Below are 17104 nucleotides of genomic sequence, written 5' to 3' on the forward strand. Positions count from 1 at the left end.
TTTTTTTGTGGAGGGTTCGATTCTGGCTCAGGATGAACGCTGGCGGCGTGCTTAACACATGCAAGTCGAACGGGATCCAGGGTGCTTGCATCCTGGTGAGAGTGGCGAACGGGTGAGTAATGCGTGACCGACCTGCCCCGTACTGCGGAATAGCTCCTGGAAACGGGTGGTAATGCCGCATGTTCCGGCGCACTGCATGGTGTGTCGGGAAAGGTTTTTTCCGGTATGGGATGGGGTCGCGTCCTATCAGCTTGACGGTGGGGTGATGGCCTACCGTGGCTTCGACGGGTAGCCGGCCTGAGAGGGCGACCGGCCACATTGGGACTGAGATACGGCCCAGACTCCTACGGGAGGCAGCAGTGGGGAATATTGCACAATGGGCGCAAGCCTGATGCAGCGACGCCGCGTGCGGGATGGAGGCCTTCGGGTTGTAAACCGCTTTTAGCAGGGAGCAAGGCTTCGGTTGAGTGTACCTGTTGAATAAGCACCGGCTAACTACGTGCCAGCAGCCGCGGTAATACGTAGGGTGCAAGCGTTATCCGGAATTATTGGGCGTAAAGGGCTCGTAGGCGGTTCGTCGCGTCTGGTGTGAAATCCCATCGCTTAACGGTGGGACTGCGCCGGGTACGGGCGGGCTGGAGTGCGGTAGGGGAGACTGGAATTCCCGGTGTAACGGTGGAATGTGTAGATATCGGGAGGAACACCAATGGCGAAGGCAGGTCTCTGGGCCGTTACTGACGCTGAGGAGCGAAAGCGTGGGGAGCGAACAGGATTAGATACCCTGGTAGTCCACGCCGTAAACGGTGGATGCTGGATGTGGGGCACGTTCCACGTGTTCCGTGTCGGAGCCAACGCGTTAAGCATCCCGCCTGGGGAGTACGGCCGCAAGGCTAAAACTCAAAGAAATTGACGGGGGCCCGCACAAGCGGCGGAGCATGCGGATTAATTCGATGCAACGCGAAGAACCTTACCTGGGCTTGACATGTTCCCGACGACGGCAGAGATGTCGTTTCCCTTCGGGGCGGGTTCACAGGTGGTGCATGGTCGTCGTCAGCTCGTGTCGTGAGATGTTGGGTTAAGTCCCGCAACGAGCGCAACCCTCGCCCCGTGTTGCCAGCGGATTATGCCGGGAACTCACGGGGGACCGCCGGGGTTAACTCGGAGGAAGGTGGGGATGACGTCAGATCATCATGCCCCTTACGTCCAGGGCTTCACGCATGCTACAATGGCCGGTACAACGGGATGCGACAAGGCGACTTGGAGCGGATCCCTGAAAACCGGTCTCAGTTCGGATTGGAGTCTGCAACCCGACTCCATGAAGGCGGAGTCGCTAGTAATCGCGGATCAGCAACGCCGCGGTGAATGCGTTCCCGGGCCTTGTACACACCGCCCGTCAAGTCATGAAAGTGGGCAGCACCCGAAGCCGGTGGCCTAACCCGTAAGGGATGGAGCCGTCTAAGGTGAGGCTCGTGATTGGGACTAAGTCGTAACAAGGTAGCCGTACCGGAAGGTGCGGCTGGATCACCTCCTTTCTACGGAGTATTCAGGCCCCTGTCTGGGGGCCGGTGTGTGCCGGCGTGCCGCGACAGTCGCGGTGGCGGCCGGTTGCTGGTGTGGAAGAGATCGTTGGCTTGTCGCGTGTGCCTGTCGTGGGCGCGCGTGCGTGGGGTGGTATGGGCATGCTTTTGGGTTCCCGGACCGCCACGCCCCTTGGGTGGGGTGCGGTTCCGGTTCCCATGCGGGTTCCTGGTCGCCGGTGTTGCCGGCGGGTGCGGGGGCGCGCGTGCGGGCTGGTGGTTTGAGAACTGGATAGTGGACGCGAGCGAGCGTGACGGCCCTTTTTGGGTTGTCGTGCTTGTTCTGTTGATTTCGAACGAACTTCTATTGTTGTTGTTCGTTTCGATCGTTTTGTGATCATTTACGATGTGTTGATGTGTCGTCTGGTGTTTACCGCTTGATTGGAATCCCCGTGGATGTTTGTCCGTGGGGGGCGTATGGTGGATGCCTTGGCAGACAGGACCGATGAAGGACGCGAGGGGCCGCGATAGTCCTCGGGGAGCCGCCGACTGGGCTTTGATCCGAGGGTTTCCGAATGGGGGGACCCGGCAGCCGTCATGGGCTGTCACCGCAGTTGTTGCGGGGGGTACGCAGGGAAGTGAAACATCTCAGTACCTGCAGGAAAGGATACTCCGTGAGTAGTGGCGAGCGAAAGCGGATGATGGCCAAACCTCATGCGTGTGATACCCGTCGGGGGTTGCGTGTGGGGTGTTGTGGGAGCGTGTGTCCCGTCGCCGACGCGGCGGGCGGCAGTGATAAAGCGTGTTGTGAGGCGAACAGGATTGGATGCCTGGCCGTGGAGGGTGATGGCCCCGTAGCCGAAGACAATGCGCCTGTCGATCGTGTGTCCCAAGTAGCACGGGCCTCGTGGAATCCCGTGTGAATCCGCCCAGACCGTTGGGTAAGCCTGAGTATTCCTGTCTGACCGATAGCGTACTAGTACCGTGAGGGAAAGGTGAAAAGCACCCCGGGAGGGGAGTGAAAGAGTTCCTGAAACCGTGCGCCTACGAACCGTCGGAGCCTCCCTGGTGGGGTGACGGCGTGCCTATCGAAAAATGAGTCTGCGAGTCAGTGGCGGGTGGCGAGCATAAGCCGTGTGGCGTATGCGTAGCGAAAGCGAGTCCGAAATATGGCGTTTGGAGTCGCTCGTCCTGGACCCGAAGCGGGATGATCTAGCCCTGAGCAGGTTGAAGCGCGGGTAGGACCGTGTGGAGGACCGAACCCACCTGGGTTGAAAACCGGGGGGATGACTTGGGGCTGGGGGTGAAAGGCCAATCAAATTCCGTGATAGCTGGTTCTCTCCGAAATGCATTTGGGTGCAGCGTCGCGTGATTACTTCCGGGGGGTAGAGCTACTGGATGCTTGAGGGCCCGTATCGGGTACCGACAGCAACCAAACTCCGAATACCCGTGAAGCGTATCGCGGCAGTGAGTCGGCGGGGGATAAGCTCCGTCGTCGAAAGGGAGACAGCCCAGACCGTCGTCTAAGGTCCCGAAGCGCGTGCTAAGTGGGAAAGGATGTGGAGTCGCATAGACAGCCAGGAGGTTGGCTCAGAAGCAGCCATCCTTGAAAGAGTGCGTAACAGCTCACTGGTCTAGTGGTTCCGCGCCGACAATGTAGCGGGGCTCAAGCACGCCACCGAAGACGCGGCAGCGTCCTTTTGGATGCTGGGTAGGAGAGCGTCCCATGCGGGTCGAAGCCGTGGCGGAAGCCGACGGTGGACCGTTTGGGAGTGAGAATGCAGACATGAGTAGCGAGAGGCGGGTGACAATCCCGTCCGCCGGATGACCAAGGGTTCCAGGGCCACGTTCGTCGTCCCTGGGTGAGTCGGGTCCTAAGGCGAGGCCGACAGGCGTAGTCGAATGGATGAACGGGTCGATATTCCCGTACCGGTTTCGAGCCGGCAAGACCTGAAAGGATGATGCTGACCTCCGTTCCCGCTTGATGTGCCCTTCGGGGTGTGGATGGCGGGGGTGTTGGGAACCTATTCCCGGTAGGGTAGCGCGTGGAGTGACACGGACGGTAGGCCGGCCCCGGAGGTGGTTTTCCGTGGGCCAAGCATGCGGGGCCTTCCCCAGGCAAATCCGGGGATGTATGGTCCGAGGTGTGATGGGACGCCCTTTATGGGTGGATCCGGTGGTTCCGTCCGTCGAGAAAAGCTTCGGCGCGAGGCTCGTGGCCGCCCGTACCCCAAACCGACACTGGTGGTCTGGTAGAGCATACCAAGGCGATCGAGCGAATCCCGGTCAAGGAACTCGGCAAATTGCTCCCGTTCCTTCGGTTCAAGGGAGACCCCCTCGGGTGAGGCGCCATGCGCGCGGAGCCTTGGGGGGTGGCACATGAGAGGGGGTAGCGACTGTTTACCAAAAACACAGGTGCATGCGAAGACGTGAAGTCGCTGTATATGCACTGACGCCTGCCCGGTGCCGGAAGGTTAAGAGGATCCGTCAGCCTCGTGGCGAAGCGGTGAATTCAAGCCCCGGTAAACGGCGGTGGTAACTATAACCATCCTAAGGTAGCGAAATTCCTTGTCGGGTAAGTTCCGACCTGCACGAATGGCGTAACGACTTCCCCACTGTCTCGACCGGGAGCTCGGCGAAATTGCAGTACGAGTAAAGATGCTCGTTAAGCGCAGAAGGACGAAAAGACCCCGGGACCTTTACTATACCTTGGTATTGGCATTCGGTGTGGATTGTGTAGCATAGGCGGGAGACTTCGAAGCCGCGGCGCCAGCCGTGGTGGAGTCGCAAGGTGAAATACCGTTCTGTTCGCATTGGATGTCTCACCACGACACGTGATCCGTGTCTGGGACAGTGCCTGGCGGGTAGTTTAACTGGGGCGGTTGCCTCCCAAAGAGTAACGGAGGCGCTCAAAGGTCCGCTCAGCCCGGTTGGCAATCGGGTGTCGAGTGCAATCGCACAAGCGGGCTTGACTGCGAGGACGACGGTCCGAGCAGGGACGAAAGTCGGAGATAGTGATCCGGTGCCGGCGTACGGACGCGGCATCGCTCAACGGATAAAAGGTACCCCGGGGATAACAGGCTGATCATTCCCAAGAGTCCATATCGACGGGATGGTTTGGCACCTCGATGTCGGCTCGTCGCATCCTGGGGCTGGAGCAGGTCCCAAGGGTTCGGCTGTTCGCCGATCAAAGCGGCACGCGAGCTGGGTTCAGAACGTCGTGAGACAGTTTGGTCTCTATCCTCTGCGCTCGTCGGAATACTGAGGAGACCTGCCCATAGTACGAGAGGACCTGGGTGGACGAACCTCCGGTGCGCCAGTTGTCACGCCAGTGGCACCGCTGGTTGGCCGCGTTCGGAAGGGATAACCGCTGAAAGCATCTAAGCGGGAAGCCCGCTCCAAGATGAGTATTCCTGGGACTCCCTCGGGAGTCCGTGACCCCCCATGCAGAACACGTGGTCGATAGGCCGGACGTGGAAGCCGCGCGAGCGGTGGAGCTGACCGGTACTAACGGGGGAAGGACAATCAATCCCTTACGGGGATTTCCATCAAGACGACGGCACGGAGCATCGTGCGGTCACGATCAGTCAACAGGATTCATCTCGCGTCCACCATCCGGTCCCCGGACCACCGGCAAGCCCGCCCCATGAGGCGGGCCGTGTAAGGAGAATTGAAGATTTGCGGCGGTCATGGCCAGGGTGAGACGCCCGGTCCCATTCCGAACCCGGAAGCTAAGGCCCTGCACGGCGATGGTACTGCACCCGACAGGGTGTGGGAGAGTAGCACGCCGCCGCATCACACTCACGAGGACCCCCGGTCGAGCACCACGCTCCCAGGGGTCCTCCCATACCCAAACAAACAACACACGCCAAACCCGGACCCACCGCAACGAACGCGACGAAACCGGCAACCATCGCACGCCACCGGCAGCGAAGCCACCCACACAACCAAACCCACGCATACGACATCGACGTCGTCATCGGCATCACGCAAGTGCACCTGCCGGATGGGGAGGGAAAAGCCAAAAGAGAAGGAATCGAAAGAAAAGCGTCGAACCGTGAAAGCGCCTGTCGGCGCAAGGGCCGCTCGCGGCGGCAAAAAATGGAGCCCGGGGCTTAAGCACGGCCCGACGCGGATAACAGTATAACCCACTATTCCAGTTTGCCGCGCCGCCACAGGTTCGCGGCGTGCTGGAAATCCTTTGCGGTGACCAACAGATTCGCCGCCGTATGCATGAGCCGCGCCGCACGGGTGGCGTGCCGTTTCGCATGCTCGGCAGCGGAATCGGACGAATCGGTCGTGCCGGCCGGAACGGACGGGCCGGAGCCGGCGGTCAAATCGCCGGCCATATCGGACAGATGCTTCGCCTCCACACGCAACCCCAACGCCACCACATCGGTGAACGCGGCCGCACGCTCCATCGCCACCGCGAAATCGCCGGTGAACGCGCCGGACAGAATCGAATCGGCCAGACGCACGATGTCATCCTCCGTGGGCGCCTGATCCACGCCTGCGATGGCGGACGCGGACGTGGCCACCGGCTCGCCCACGCGCCACAGGCGTGCGATGGCGTCGCGATGCTCGCGCATCCACGCGCGCAGCATGTACAGACGCCACAGCACGCCCGGCAGCGAATCGGACGGGCTGGAACTCCACAACTCGGCGATCTCGTCCACGCCTTCGCGCTCCACTATCGTGAGCACGCGCTCCACCACCATCGGATCCTCGCTGTGACGGACCCGGTCCAACAGCGCGGCGGCGGAGGAATGCGCAATCTCGTTCACCACGCCCGGGTCGGCGCCGCCGGACATCTGGTCAAGCAACGCGGGCGCGAGCTGTCCAGGACGGGAAGGACGCGGCGCGGAACCCGGCGTGGGGATGAACCCCGCGCGGGAGGCCCGCACCGAACCGGTGCCGGGCGTGGAGAAACCGGAGGAATAGCTAGTAGACAAGCGGACTGACCTTCTGTATGTCGATGATGCGGGGGCCTTCGGGCGTGGGGATGACGAACAGCGCCAGCGCATTGCCCGTAGGCATGTATGGCGACTTGGCGATGAGACGCTTCGCGAGCGTCTCGGAGGCGCACAGGCCGCGCAGATGCCCGAATATACCACCGATCACCGGCCGGTGCATGCAGATGGCGGTGGGGATGCGCCCTGTGAGCGCGAAGTCGATCTCGGAACGGAAGCATTCCCATGCCGCCTCGGGGTTGCGGGCGAACGCGTCCTCGGTGAGCGGCGGCAGCTTGACCATGTCGCGCCCGGTCTGCCAGGAGAACATTTCGAGGGTCTCCATGCATCGCGTCCACGGCGAGGTGGACAGGCGTACCGGGTTGAAGCATGCGAGCTCGTAGTTGAGCGCGAACGCGGCCGCCGCGCCGCGCGGCGTGATGGGACGGTTCGCGTCCGTGCCCTTCCACGCCTTGCGTGCTTCGGCCTTGCCATGGCGCACGATGAGGAACGGGACCGCTTCGGCGGCGCCTTCCTCGAGCCGGTCGATGAACAGGGCGAGAATCTCCCTGTCCGTGGAGTGCGTGAGCTGCTTGCGCGCCTTGTCCGGCGTGAGCCAGACGATGTCGTCGATCTCGTCGATGTCCGCCCTGTGCACGGGGCCGAACGCGCCGGTGCGTTTGAGGTTCTCCACGGGGCTAATGGCGGTGGCCATCCAGAATTTGATGTGCTTCGTATTGGCGTTGGCGGCGTAGTTCTTGGTGTGGCGCTGTTTGCTGCCCTCTTCGGACTGCGGGTATTCGATATCGCCCAGATACGGTCCGAGGGCCACGGGAATGCCGGTCTCCTCGCCGATTTCACGGACCGCCGCATGTCGATGCGATTCGTTCGGGTCGAGTTTGCCTTTCGGCCAACTCCAGTCGTCGTATTTCGGACGGTGGACGAGACAGAGTTCGATGTCGTCGAATAGCGGTTGGATGTGATGCTGCGATGTCGCGTCCGATGCGTCCGATGTTGCGTTTGGTGCACCCGATGTGATGTCCGATGATGCGGTTCGTTGGATGACGTCGTCGGCGACGTCGTTCGTTGGCTTGCGGTGCCGATACAGGATACCGCCCGCCGCTTCGATGATTTTGCCCATGTTCCTGCCCACCCTTCGTATTGTACGCATACCCTACGTAGTTTGCCGCCAAAGACGCATGAAGGCCGACCCGTCGGATATCGGGTCGGCCTTCATGCGTCTTGACTGTCAATCAGTTCCGGTTGCGATTATACGCGGTTGCGGAGCGATGCTGCTCACACGTGAATGCAAGTACGTGGAACTGTTCGTTCAGCTGTGGTTGCCGCGGCGGCGCGTGTGCTTGCGGATCAGGTACTCCTGGCAATCCACCAGCGGGCGGCCTTCCTCGTCCTTCGAGTGACGCTCGTAGGAGCCGTCCGGCAGCATGTGCCAGCTGGACGTGGAATCAGCCATCTGCAGGTCGATGTAGTCGATGAGCTCCTGCACCTGCTCGGGGGCGGTGATGCGCACCAGCGCCTCGACGCGACGGTCCAGGTTGCGGTGCATGAGGTCGGCGGAGCCGATCCACACCTCCGGGCCGGACATCGGGCCTTCGCCGATCTGCGGGCCGTCAGAGTTGCAGAACGCGTAGATGCGGCTGTGCTCGAGGAAGCGGCCTAGGATCGAACGCACGCGGATGTTCTCGGACAGGCCGGGCACGCCGGGCTTGAGCGAGCAGATGCCGCGTTCGACGATGTCGATCTTCACGCCGGCCTGCGAGGCACGGTACAGGGCGTCGATAGTCTTCTCGTCCACCACCGAGTTCACCTTGATCTTGATCCACGCCTCCTTGCCGGCGCGTGCGGCGTCCTCCTCGCGGCGGATGCGCTGGATGAGGCCGGTGCGGATGGTGCGGGGCGCCACGAGCAGACGGTGGAAGCTGGACTTCGGCGCGTAGCCGGACAGCTGGTTGAACAGGCGGGTGAGGTCCTGGCCGACCACCGGGTCGCAGGTGAGCAGGCCCAGATCGGTGTAGATGCGGGCGGTCTTCGGGTTGTAGTTGCCGGTGCCCACGTGGCAGTAGCGGCGCAGGCCGTCGGCTTCCTGACGCACCACCTCGATGAGCTTGCAGTGGGTCTTGAGGCCCACGATGCCGTACACCACGTGCACGCCCGCGCGTTCGAGCTTGCGGGCCCACGCGATGTTCGCGTCCTCGTCGAAGCGGGCCTTGATCTCCACCAGAGCCAGCACCTGCTTGCCGGCGTGGGCCGCGTCGATCAGCGCGTCGATGATCGGCGAGTTGGAGCTGGTGCGGTAGAGCGTCTGCTTGATGGCCAGAACCTTAGGATCCGCAGCAGCCTGCGCCAGAAAGGCCTGGACGGACGTGGAGAACGAATCGTAGGGGTGGTGCAGCAGGATGTCGCGCTCGCGGATGGCGGCGAAGATGTCCTGCGCGCGGCTCGATTCGACCTCGGCGATCTGACGGTTCGTGGTCGGGATGAACGGGCGGTTCTTCAGATCCGGACGGTCGATGCCGCCGAGTTCGAACAGCACGGTCATGTCCAACGGCGCCGGCAGACGGTACACCTCATCGGGGCTGACGCCGAGCTGGTCGGCGAGCAGCTGGGAGAGGAACGGGCTGGTCTCGTCGGAGATCTCCAGACGGATCGGCGGTCCGAAGCGGCGGCGCAGCAGCTCCTTCTCCATCGCGTTGAGCAGGTTCTCGGCGTCATCCTCTTCGACGTCGATGTCCTCGTTGCGGGTGACGCGGAAGGAGCGGGCCTCCTTGATGATCATGCCCGGGAACAGGGATTCCAGGTGGGCGATGATGAGGTTCTCCATGGTGATGAAGCCATAGCGCTCCTCCTTGGACTCCTCGTCGGTCATGTCGTCCACCGGCACGAGACGGTTGAGGTTGCCCGGGATCTTCACGCGCGCGAAGTGGGACTTGCCGGAGGTCGGGTTCTCGACGATCACGGCGAGGTTGATGGAGCCGCCGGAGATGTACGGGAACGGGTGGGCCGGATCCACGGCGAGCGGGGTGAGCACGGGGAACACCTGCTGGCGGTAGTAGCGGGAGAGGCGCTCCTGCTCGGAGGTGGTCAGCTTGTCCCAGCTCAGCAGCACGATGTGCTGTTCGGCCAGCGCCGGGAACAGCTTGTCGATGACGTAGTGGGCGTGCTCGTTCTGCAGGGCGTGCGACTGCTCGCTGATGGAGCGCAGCAGCTGGCGCGGGCTCAGGCCGGCCGCGGACGGCACGGCGATGCCCGAGTCGATGCGGCGCTTCAGGCCGGCCACGCGGACCATGAAGAACTCGTCGAGGTTGTTGGCGAAGATTGCGGCGAAGCTGGTGCGTTCCAGCAACGGCTGATCCTCGTCCTCGGCGAGCTCGAGGACACGCTTGTTGAACTTGAGCCAGCTCAGTTCACGGTCGAAGAAGCGGTCGGTGGGCAGCGGGGCCTCGCCTTCCAGGGTCTCGCGCCGGTCGTTCTTGTCAGTTTCGGCGATGTGTTCCGCGATTTGGCTTCGCAGAATCGCCTTCGAGGGTGCGTCGAATATCTGTGCCATGTATTTCATCCTAGGCGTTGGAACGGTTGAGGGCCATTGAACGCGCCAAAGTTCAACGCGAGTTCACATTATGGGTGTGCGGGTCCCAGGGGCGGGATCATCCGTCGGGCTCATATGACGAACGAGATGATGGCCGGGACGACGCCGATGCACACGAACGCCGGCAGGAAACACAGCCCAGTGGGGGCGAGCAGCCGTACGGACAGCGTGCCCGCCTCGCGTTCGATGGCGGCGCGCTCGTCCGCGTCGGCCTGCCCCACGGCCAGTGCCAGACGGTCGGTGGGGGAGGCGCCATGCAGCCACGCCTCATCCAGACAGTCGCGTACCGTCGCGGCGTCGCCGCCGTCCGGCGCGCGCGGCCACGCCTCATACCATGAGGCTCCCCGCAGCAGGGCGGTGCCCGCATGGATGAGCATGCCCGGCAGCGGGTCGATCGCCTCGTCCGGGTTCTCGTCCGGGGCTGTCTCCGATTCCCGGAGCACGGTGCCGACCGTCTCCAAGGCCATCGGAATCGATGTGCCGCGTGCCAACGCGGTGTGAAGCATCTGCAAGGCGAACGGCAGGACGGCCGGACGGGTCGCCTGGTCGGCGAACCCACGCAACAGCCGCCGCGTCCATACCATGCCGGCCGCATACCAAAGCGAACCGACCAGCAGACACGACAGCCCCTGCGGCGTCTCCAACAGAAACGCCAGCGGATGGGCTCCCATGAGCTCGGCCAGCACCACCGTCACCGCGGGCAATGCGGACAACAGGCGGATGGTGGCCTGGGGTGCGGCGAACACCTGCCGTCGCAGCGCGGACGCGCGCCGTTCGCGCCGATGGTCGGAGGCCACCGCCTCCAGACAATGCGAGACTTCGCATCCCAGCCGTCCGCTCAGCCGGCATGCGGCCGCAAGCCGACGCGAGACGCGCGCCACCTCCGCCGCGGACTCGTCCCGTGCGGCGGTGCGCGTCAGCACGCGTTCCACCCGTGATGCCGTCACCCGTGCGGACGCGAACCGTATGCCGCCCTGCTCCTCGAACGCCTCCGTCACGCCTCCGCCGCCACGCGTGCGGGCGATGACCGCCGCGATCGTCGCGTCGATGCCGGGATGGGAGGACGAATCCGACCCGTCAGGCGGTTCGTTCGCGGTTTCCGGCCGGTGCCGTCTCGCCGCCGCACCGGCCCGATGCGACGGCACGCACAACAGCGTCACGGCCGCCACCAACAGCGCCATCGCGGAAGTCAGCATCCAGAACCACATCCGTCTCACCCGCCCGTCATCCAACGGGCGGCGAACCGGGGCCAACCGGGCAGCGTCGCCACCGTGTCGCCGCCATCCCACACCGCCAGAGGGCGTCCCTCCAGGCGACCGTCCCGGTCAATCAACACGCCGATCTGCGCCACCCGTCGCCGGCCTTGGCCGCGCTCCACATGCAATACCGCGTCGAACGCGTCGCACGCCAGCATCGCCGTGGCCTGCGGCGCCAGACCGGCCAGCAGCCCCAACGCCAGCAGACGCGAGGGAACCCGCTCCACGCTGTCCGCGTGCAACGTGGTCAGACCACCGTGATGGCCGGAATTGTAGGCGCGCAGCAGATCGGCGACCTCCTCGCCGCGGCATTCGCCCAGCACCACCCGGTCCGGGCGCATGCGCAGCGTCGCCTTCACCAGATCGGACAGCCCGATGGCGCCCGCGCCCTCCACGTTCGCCTCCCTGGTCACCAGCGACACATGGTTCGCCGATGCCAGGGACCCCAGCTCGCGTACCTCCTCCACGGTGACGACACGCTCCTCGCCGCGGCATTCGCCCAACATGGCCTTGACCAGCGTGGTCTTGCCGGTCCCCGTGCCGCCGGTGACCAGCACGGTGGCGCGCCCGTTCACCAGCCCGTACATCACCGGCAGCCATATGGGCGGGAACATGCCGTGCCTGCACAGGTCCATCAAGGTGGGGGACACACGGTCCGGCAGACGTATCGAAATGGCGGCGCCCCGCGGCACCAGCGGGGCGATCACCGCATGCACGCGGACGCCCAGCACGCTCGATGCGTCCGCGATCGGCTGGGCGTCGTCGAGCCGTCTCCCCATTTGCGCGCACAACCGCACCGCGTACTCGCGCACCACCTCGGGGGAGCGGAACGGCACACGTGGGTGATGTTCGCGCATGCCCTCGCCGCGATCCGCCCATACGCGGCCGTCGCAGGTCACCGCGATGTCGGTGACGCGGCGGTCCTGCGCCAGCTCTTCGAGCGGGCCAAGCATCGGCTCCATGGTGCGGCTCCTTTCTTCGATGCCGGGTTTCGGATGATTCGCGTGGCTCGGGCCGTATCGGGCCGCCCTGCGATGGTCACGTCACCATTGCGGCTCGATGCCGAGCGCCTCGGTGATGTGGACCGCGATGGCCTCGCAGACGCGTCTGTTGCGGCGCGGGACGGCCCGTATGCCGAGGCCTGCGAGCAGATCCGCGCATAATGCGGGTGCGCATCGCAACGGACCGAGCACATCGTCGTCCAGATAGGCGATGGCGTCCGCGGTGGACAACGCGTCCGCGGCGGACCTGCGCGGCGCCCCCTGCGGGTCCGCGCCGACAAGGAGCGGCGCGTCTCCTCCATGACGTCCGATCGCGGCGATGTGCGCCTTCGCGCGGACCATGCCCAGAACCGACAGCTCCGTCAGGACAATGCGTCTCGAACCGGCCAGCAGCGGCGTCTCCTCCAGTGTGCGTCCGCGTCCGGCGTCGACAAGCACCACGTCGTTGGTTTCGCCCAACGCCTGCGCGGCGGCCTCCAGCTCCCACCATTCGGGGGCGTTGCCGCGCCACGGTGTGTGCGCCAGCACGCCCATGTCCTCCCAATGTGGCAGCTCCTGACCGAGGGCCTCGCCTTCGATGCGTCCCAGCGGGGCGTCGAGGTCCTGCAACGTGAGCCCGGGCTCGTGTTCGATGCCCAACAGGACGCCGAGGCCTCCGCCGTCCAGATCGGCGTCCAGCAGCGCGCACCGCAGGTCGCGCGAGTGGAGCGTGAGCGCGATGAGGGCCGTCAGCGTGCTGGTGCCCACGCCTCCGCTGGGCGAGGTGAACACGATGAGGTTGTCGGCCTTTCCGGATGCGGAAGCTTCCGCGGAGGTCCCAGGTCCGGCGGCGCCACGTGGAGCCTCGGAGCGCGCCGGGATGCGCGTGGGTGTGCGCCGCATACGTTTGGTGGTGCGTTCGGCCGCGTCTTTGGAGGTGCGTGGCGTGCGTGCGATTCCCCGCGCGGTGTCGCCGACGTCCCGTTTCGGCTGTCCTGCGGCATGCCGGCGTGATGTCGGCGTCGACGATTGCGGGCCGGCCGATGCGGATGGTGCGAGGGGGCTTCGCGCATAGTGCCGTTGCGGTGTGGGACGTCGGGCTGAGACCACGGCGCGTGGCGTGGCGGGGGCGGCGACCTCCGTGGATGTGGGCGTGTACGCGGGCGCCGCGATGATGCCGGCGTCGCCGGTGTGCTCGGCGGTGCTGGGCAAGGTGTTGACGCCGTGGGATGCGGGCGGCGTATCCGGCGAGGCCGGAAGCGGCGGAGGCAGTGCGGGCCTTGCCGGCGTCTTCGCCGGTGCCGGTCTGGTCGAAGTGATGCTCCGGGCGATGGACCTGCCGGGAGAGGGGTGTCGTGAGTGGTTCATGCTTCGATTGCAGCTCATGGCCGGGCATGACGGCAAGCTGTACGGGCAATGTGGACGGAGCCCCCCGTGTTATCCACAACGCGGCGTGTCATCCACAGAAAATGTGGATAACCGTGGCTGGTGGCTGGTGGCTGGTGGCTGGTGGCTGGTGGCTGGTGGCTGGTGGCTGGTGGCTGGTGGCTGGTGGCTGGTGGCTGGTGGCTGGTGGAGCCGTCGCCCTCACGGCCGTCATCCGGTGATTCGACGGTGCACGGTGGTTCCATAGGTCCCATGGAATTCCCAGACAACGCGCACGACACACGCATGTTCGTGCGGTTATATGAAGTCAGGCCGCAAAAAGCCGCGTAACTGAATCCCTTCTTCTTCCTCTCTCTCCTTTCGAAGCCCGGCCCCACGGCCGGGCTTTTCCTTTGTTCATCCGCCCCGGATCATCCCGACCATCCGCCCCTTCGTTTCCGGTCCGTGGAATGAAAAAGGGAGACCCGCCGAAGCGGGTCTCCCTACAAGTCCAATCGAGAAGCAGAATCTCAGCACAACATCATCGTTGCAACGGTAAGTCTTTCCAATGCCCGTCCAACGTATCAGTCCTCGTGACCATTACTCTTTGTGGGCTCTGCTCTGTTCGGTTGTCCTTGTAGTTCATAATCTAGGCCGCTCGTTCCCGGCGTGCAACCCGGAACGGTGTCATGTGCGAATCTTTGCTCAAATGGAAGAATCTGCGCGCGATGGTGCCTTGTTTGGATGTTTCTGAGCGTTTCCGGGGCCGGTTTGTTCCGGTGTGTGCGATTGCTGTGGATCCACGGCGTGTCGTCGCGCTGGCCCAGGGGTCGTGAACCGCGCGGGTTGTCCACATTTCCTGTGGATGACACGCCGTGATGTGGATAACCCAGGGGGCTCCGTCCACATTGCCCGCACGGCTTGCCTGCACCGTGCCGACTCGGTCACAGTGGAACCGTCCCAACCGGCCCGAGCGTCCGCCGTCGCTCGGAGCGCGCGGGACATGCATCGGACAGCAAACGACGAAAGGAGTCGACTATGAACGCCGCCATCCCCATCAACGGCGAGCACGGGCACGGCGCGCCCACCACCGTCGGAAAGCGCCTGACGGGAGTCCGGCAAAGGATATGGGCGAACCTGTGCGTGCTCGACGCGCGCATGCGCACCCTGGGCGAGGACCCCGAAGAGGGGGCGGTCACCGCCGAATACGCGGTGGTGCTCGTCGCCGCCACCGGATTCGCCGCGCTGCTGGTCACCATCATGAAATCCGAAACCGTGCGCAAGATGCTGCTTGACATCGTCAAGAAGGCATTGACGATGGGAGGCTGACCATGAACCCCCGCATGCTGCGTCGCGCGCGGCGGCCGCCTTCCCGCCCGTCCGCGCACAAGGCCTCGGATGCATCCGATCCTGGAACGGTGACGGCCGAGTTCGCCGTGGTACTGCCCGTGGTGGCCGCGCTCGCGATTCTGCTGCTCTCCCTCACCCGCGTGGCGGCCGTGCAGATCTCCTGTCAGGACGCCGCCTCGGCCGCCGCCCGGGCGGCGGTGGCCGCCTCGCGATCCGACCCGCAGGCCGCGGCCTCCGCGGCCGCGGGGAAGACCGGGGTCTCGGCGAACGTCGTCACGTCTGGCGACACGGTGACGGTCACCACCTCCTGTCCGGTGGTGCCGGATCCGATGGGCGTGCTGCCCGTCCGGGTGACCGGCAGGGCCGTGGGGGTGACGGCATGATGCGTGGCATGAGGACCGCCGATGAGGGCTCCGGCACGATGGCCGGCGTGGCGTTGGTCATGCTTGCGGCCACGTTGATCGCCGCGACGGCCATGGCCGGCCATCTGGTGGCGCGGCATGCGATGGTTCGCGGTGTCTCCGACACGGCCGCGCTGTCGGCGGCGACGTCGTTGCTGCATGGCGCCGCGGATCCGTGCGCGGTGGCCGGCCGTGTGGCCGAGGCCAACGGCGCGGCCTTGAAGGCCTGCGTGTCCGGAGCCTCAGCGGACGGGTCCGATGGCGGCGTTCCGGCCGACGACGGCGACGTGACGGTCCGTGTGACCGTGGACACCGATGTGCCGTTCCTGCGGGAATTGTCCGTATGGTCCCGCGCCGGGCCCGTGTCGTGCGACTGACCGCAGGACCGTAGGCGTCCGTCGTGCGCTTCCCGTCCGTCGTGGTCTTCATGCGTCTTCGGCAGCGGTCCGTCCCATAACCGTACGATTCGTCCGGAACCGTCGCTGGCGGGTTCGAGACCGGGTCGGTTATCGTGAGCAATATGCAGCACAAAGAGCAACGTACGGTCGTGGCGATGGTGGGCAATCCCGTGTCCGGCAAGGGCAAGGGTGCCTCCTTCGGACGTAGGGTGGCGTCCCTGCTCGAGGAGTCGGGAAGCCGCTACGGGTTCGAGACGATCGACCTGACCGGAGCGAGCTTCGACGATTCGCTGGCCAATGCCCGCATGAGGATCGACGACTATGACTATCTGGTGACGGTCGGCGGCGACGGCATGATCGCGCTCGGCGTGAACGCTGTCGGTGGCAGCGGCAAGCCGCTGGGCATCGTCGCGGTCGGTTCCGGCAACGATTTCGCCCGTGGGCTGCGTCTGCCGGTCAACGCGATCGGCACCGCAGTCGAAGGCATCGTGGGCGCCATCGTGCGCGGATCGTACGTCGACGTGGACCTGGGGCGGGTGACCGCGCTTGACGGCGCCCGTCGGGCCGACCCGACGAGCGGCAATCCGAATCCGTCGGCATCGTCGCAGTCCGGACGGGCCGTGGACGGCGACGCTCCCGCCTTCGACCGGTACTACGCCGGCATGCTCAACTGCGGATTGGACGCGAGCATCAACGACCGGGCCAACCATTCGCGGCTGCCGGGAGGCTCGCTGCGCTACTTCGCCGCGGTGCTCCATGAGGTGACGGACCTGAAACGGTACGGCTACCACGTGAAGGCCACGCTGGCGGACGGCAGCGTGGAGGAACGGGACATCATCTCGCCGATGATCACCGTGGCCAACGCGCGCTACATCGGCGGCGGGCTCGAAGTGTCGCCGTACTCGAGACTCGACGACGGTCTGCTCGACCTGGTGTGGATCGACCACATGCCCGGGCCGTTGGAGATCGCGGACGCGATCAGCAAGGGCTACAACGGCCGTCTGCTCGGCTCCCGGGTGTTCGGCTGGAAACGGGTCCGCGACGTGGAGGTCACACGCGCCGCGGAAGGCGACGAGCCTCCCGTGCTCATGGCCGACGGCGAGTACGTCGGCACGTTGCCGGTGCGTGTGCGGGCCGACGGTCTGTCGCTGCGCGTGCTCGTGCCTCCGGCCGTGGCCGCATGGCAGCGGGAACAGCGTGGACGGCACGGCGAGGAGCAGGTGCTGGAGGCGCTGTCCAGGGATGGGCGTGACCCGGTGACCGGCGAGTTCCTGTGATGGG

11 protein-coding genes and 3 rRNA genes are annotated in these 17104 nt (G+C 64.9%); 8 read left to right on the plus strand and 6 right to left on the minus strand.

Annotation, left to right across the window (positions count from 1 at the left end):
* Positions 1 to 4: 4 nt before the first annotated feature.
* The 3 genes from JS531_RS10395 to rrf all read left to right on the plus strand — a co-directional run bounded on the left by JS531_RS10395 (position 5) and on the right by rrf (position 5313).
* Positions 5 to 1532, plus strand: a 16S ribosomal RNA gene (locus JS531_RS10395).
* A 442-nt stretch (positions 1533 to 1974) separates the two neighbouring features.
* Positions 1975 to 5047 (plus strand): 23S ribosomal RNA (locus tag JS531_RS10400).
* Positions 5048 to 5196: 149 nt separating this feature from the next.
* Positions 5197 to 5313 (plus strand): 5S ribosomal RNA (gene rrf / locus JS531_RS10405).
* Together the 16S, 23S and 5S rRNA genes form the textbook arrangement of a ribosomal RNA operon.
* A 355-nt stretch (positions 5314 to 5668) precedes the next feature.
* Here rrf and JS531_RS10410 read toward each other — a convergent pair.
* From JS531_RS10410 to JS531_RS10435, 6 genes are all read right to left on the minus strand, one after another.
* Positions 5669 to 6328, minus strand: coding sequence for a hypothetical protein (locus JS531_RS10410; protein ID WP_240542184.1), 660 nt, complete (start codon positions 6326 to 6328; stop codon positions 5669 to 5671).
* A gap of 130 nt (positions 6329 to 6458) precedes the next feature.
* Positions 6459 to 7607 carry an NUDIX hydrolase gene (locus tag JS531_RS10415; protein WP_214315755.1) on the minus strand — a complete coding sequence of 383 codons (1149 nt, stop codon included), beginning with the start codon at positions 7605 to 7607 and terminating at the stop codon, positions 6459 to 6461.
* Between the two features lie 189 nt (positions 7608 to 7796).
* The gene (locus JS531_RS10420; RefSeq protein ID WP_214315756.1) at positions 7797 to 10034 is read right to left on the minus strand and encodes an RNA degradosome polyphosphate kinase; all 2238 of its coding nucleotides are present in this window, start codon (positions 10032 to 10034) and stop codon (positions 7797 to 7799) included.
* A 110-nt stretch (positions 10035 to 10144) separates the two neighbouring features.
* Entirely contained in the window at positions 10145 to 11269 is a 1125-nt protein-coding gene (locus JS531_RS11175; RefSeq protein WP_240542182.1) for a hypothetical protein, read from the minus strand.
* A gap of 17 nt (positions 11270 to 11286) precedes the next feature.
* A complete protein-coding gene (locus JS531_RS10430; RefSeq protein WP_214315757.1) occupies positions 11287 to 12291 on the minus strand; it encodes an ATPase, T2SS/T4P/T4SS family in 1005 nt (334 codons plus the stop codon).
* Between the two features lie 81 nt (positions 12292 to 12372).
* Positions 12373 to 13212 carry a P-loop NTPase gene (locus JS531_RS10435; RefSeq protein ID WP_240542185.1) on the minus strand — a complete coding sequence of 280 codons (840 nt, stop codon included), beginning with the start codon at positions 13210 to 13212 and terminating at the stop codon, positions 12373 to 12375.
* 217 nt (positions 13213 to 13429) lie between these two features.
* Here JS531_RS10435 and JS531_RS10440 point away from each other — a divergent pair, with 217 nt between their 5' ends.
* From JS531_RS10440 to JS531_RS10460, 5 genes are all read left to right on the plus strand, one after another.
* Entirely contained in the window at positions 13430 to 13942 is a 513-nt protein-coding gene (locus tag JS531_RS10440; protein WP_214315759.1) for a hypothetical protein, read from the plus strand.
* A 770-nt stretch (positions 13943 to 14712) separates the two neighbouring features.
* Positions 14713 to 15003, plus strand: a complete 291-nt coding sequence (locus tag JS531_RS10445) for a DUF4244 domain-containing protein (protein ID WP_214315760.1) — start codon at positions 14713 to 14715, stop codon at positions 15001 to 15003.
* Positions 15004 to 15005: 2 nt separating this feature from the next.
* Positions 15006 to 15407, plus strand: a complete 402-nt coding sequence (locus JS531_RS10450; protein WP_346427784.1) for a TadE/TadG family type IV pilus assembly protein — start codon at positions 15006 to 15008, stop codon at positions 15405 to 15407.
* An 8-nt stretch (positions 15408 to 15415) separates the two neighbouring features.
* Complete coding sequence (locus tag JS531_RS10455; RefSeq protein WP_214315762.1) at positions 15416 to 15802, plus strand: Rv3654c family TadE-like protein; 387 nt, start codon at positions 15416 to 15418, stop codon at positions 15800 to 15802.
* A gap of 143 nt (positions 15803 to 15945) precedes the next feature.
* Positions 15946 to 17100 carry a diacylglycerol kinase family protein gene (locus JS531_RS10460; protein WP_214315764.1) on the plus strand — a complete coding sequence of 385 codons (1155 nt, stop codon included), beginning with the start codon at positions 15946 to 15948 and terminating at the stop codon, positions 17098 to 17100.
* Positions 17101 to 17104 lie beyond the last annotated feature (4 nt).

The sequence above is a fragment of the Bifidobacterium sp. CP2 genome, assembly GCF_018555635.1.
Lineage (GTDB): Bacteria > Actinomycetota > Actinomycetes > Actinomycetales > Bifidobacteriaceae > Bifidobacterium > Bifidobacterium saguinibicoloris.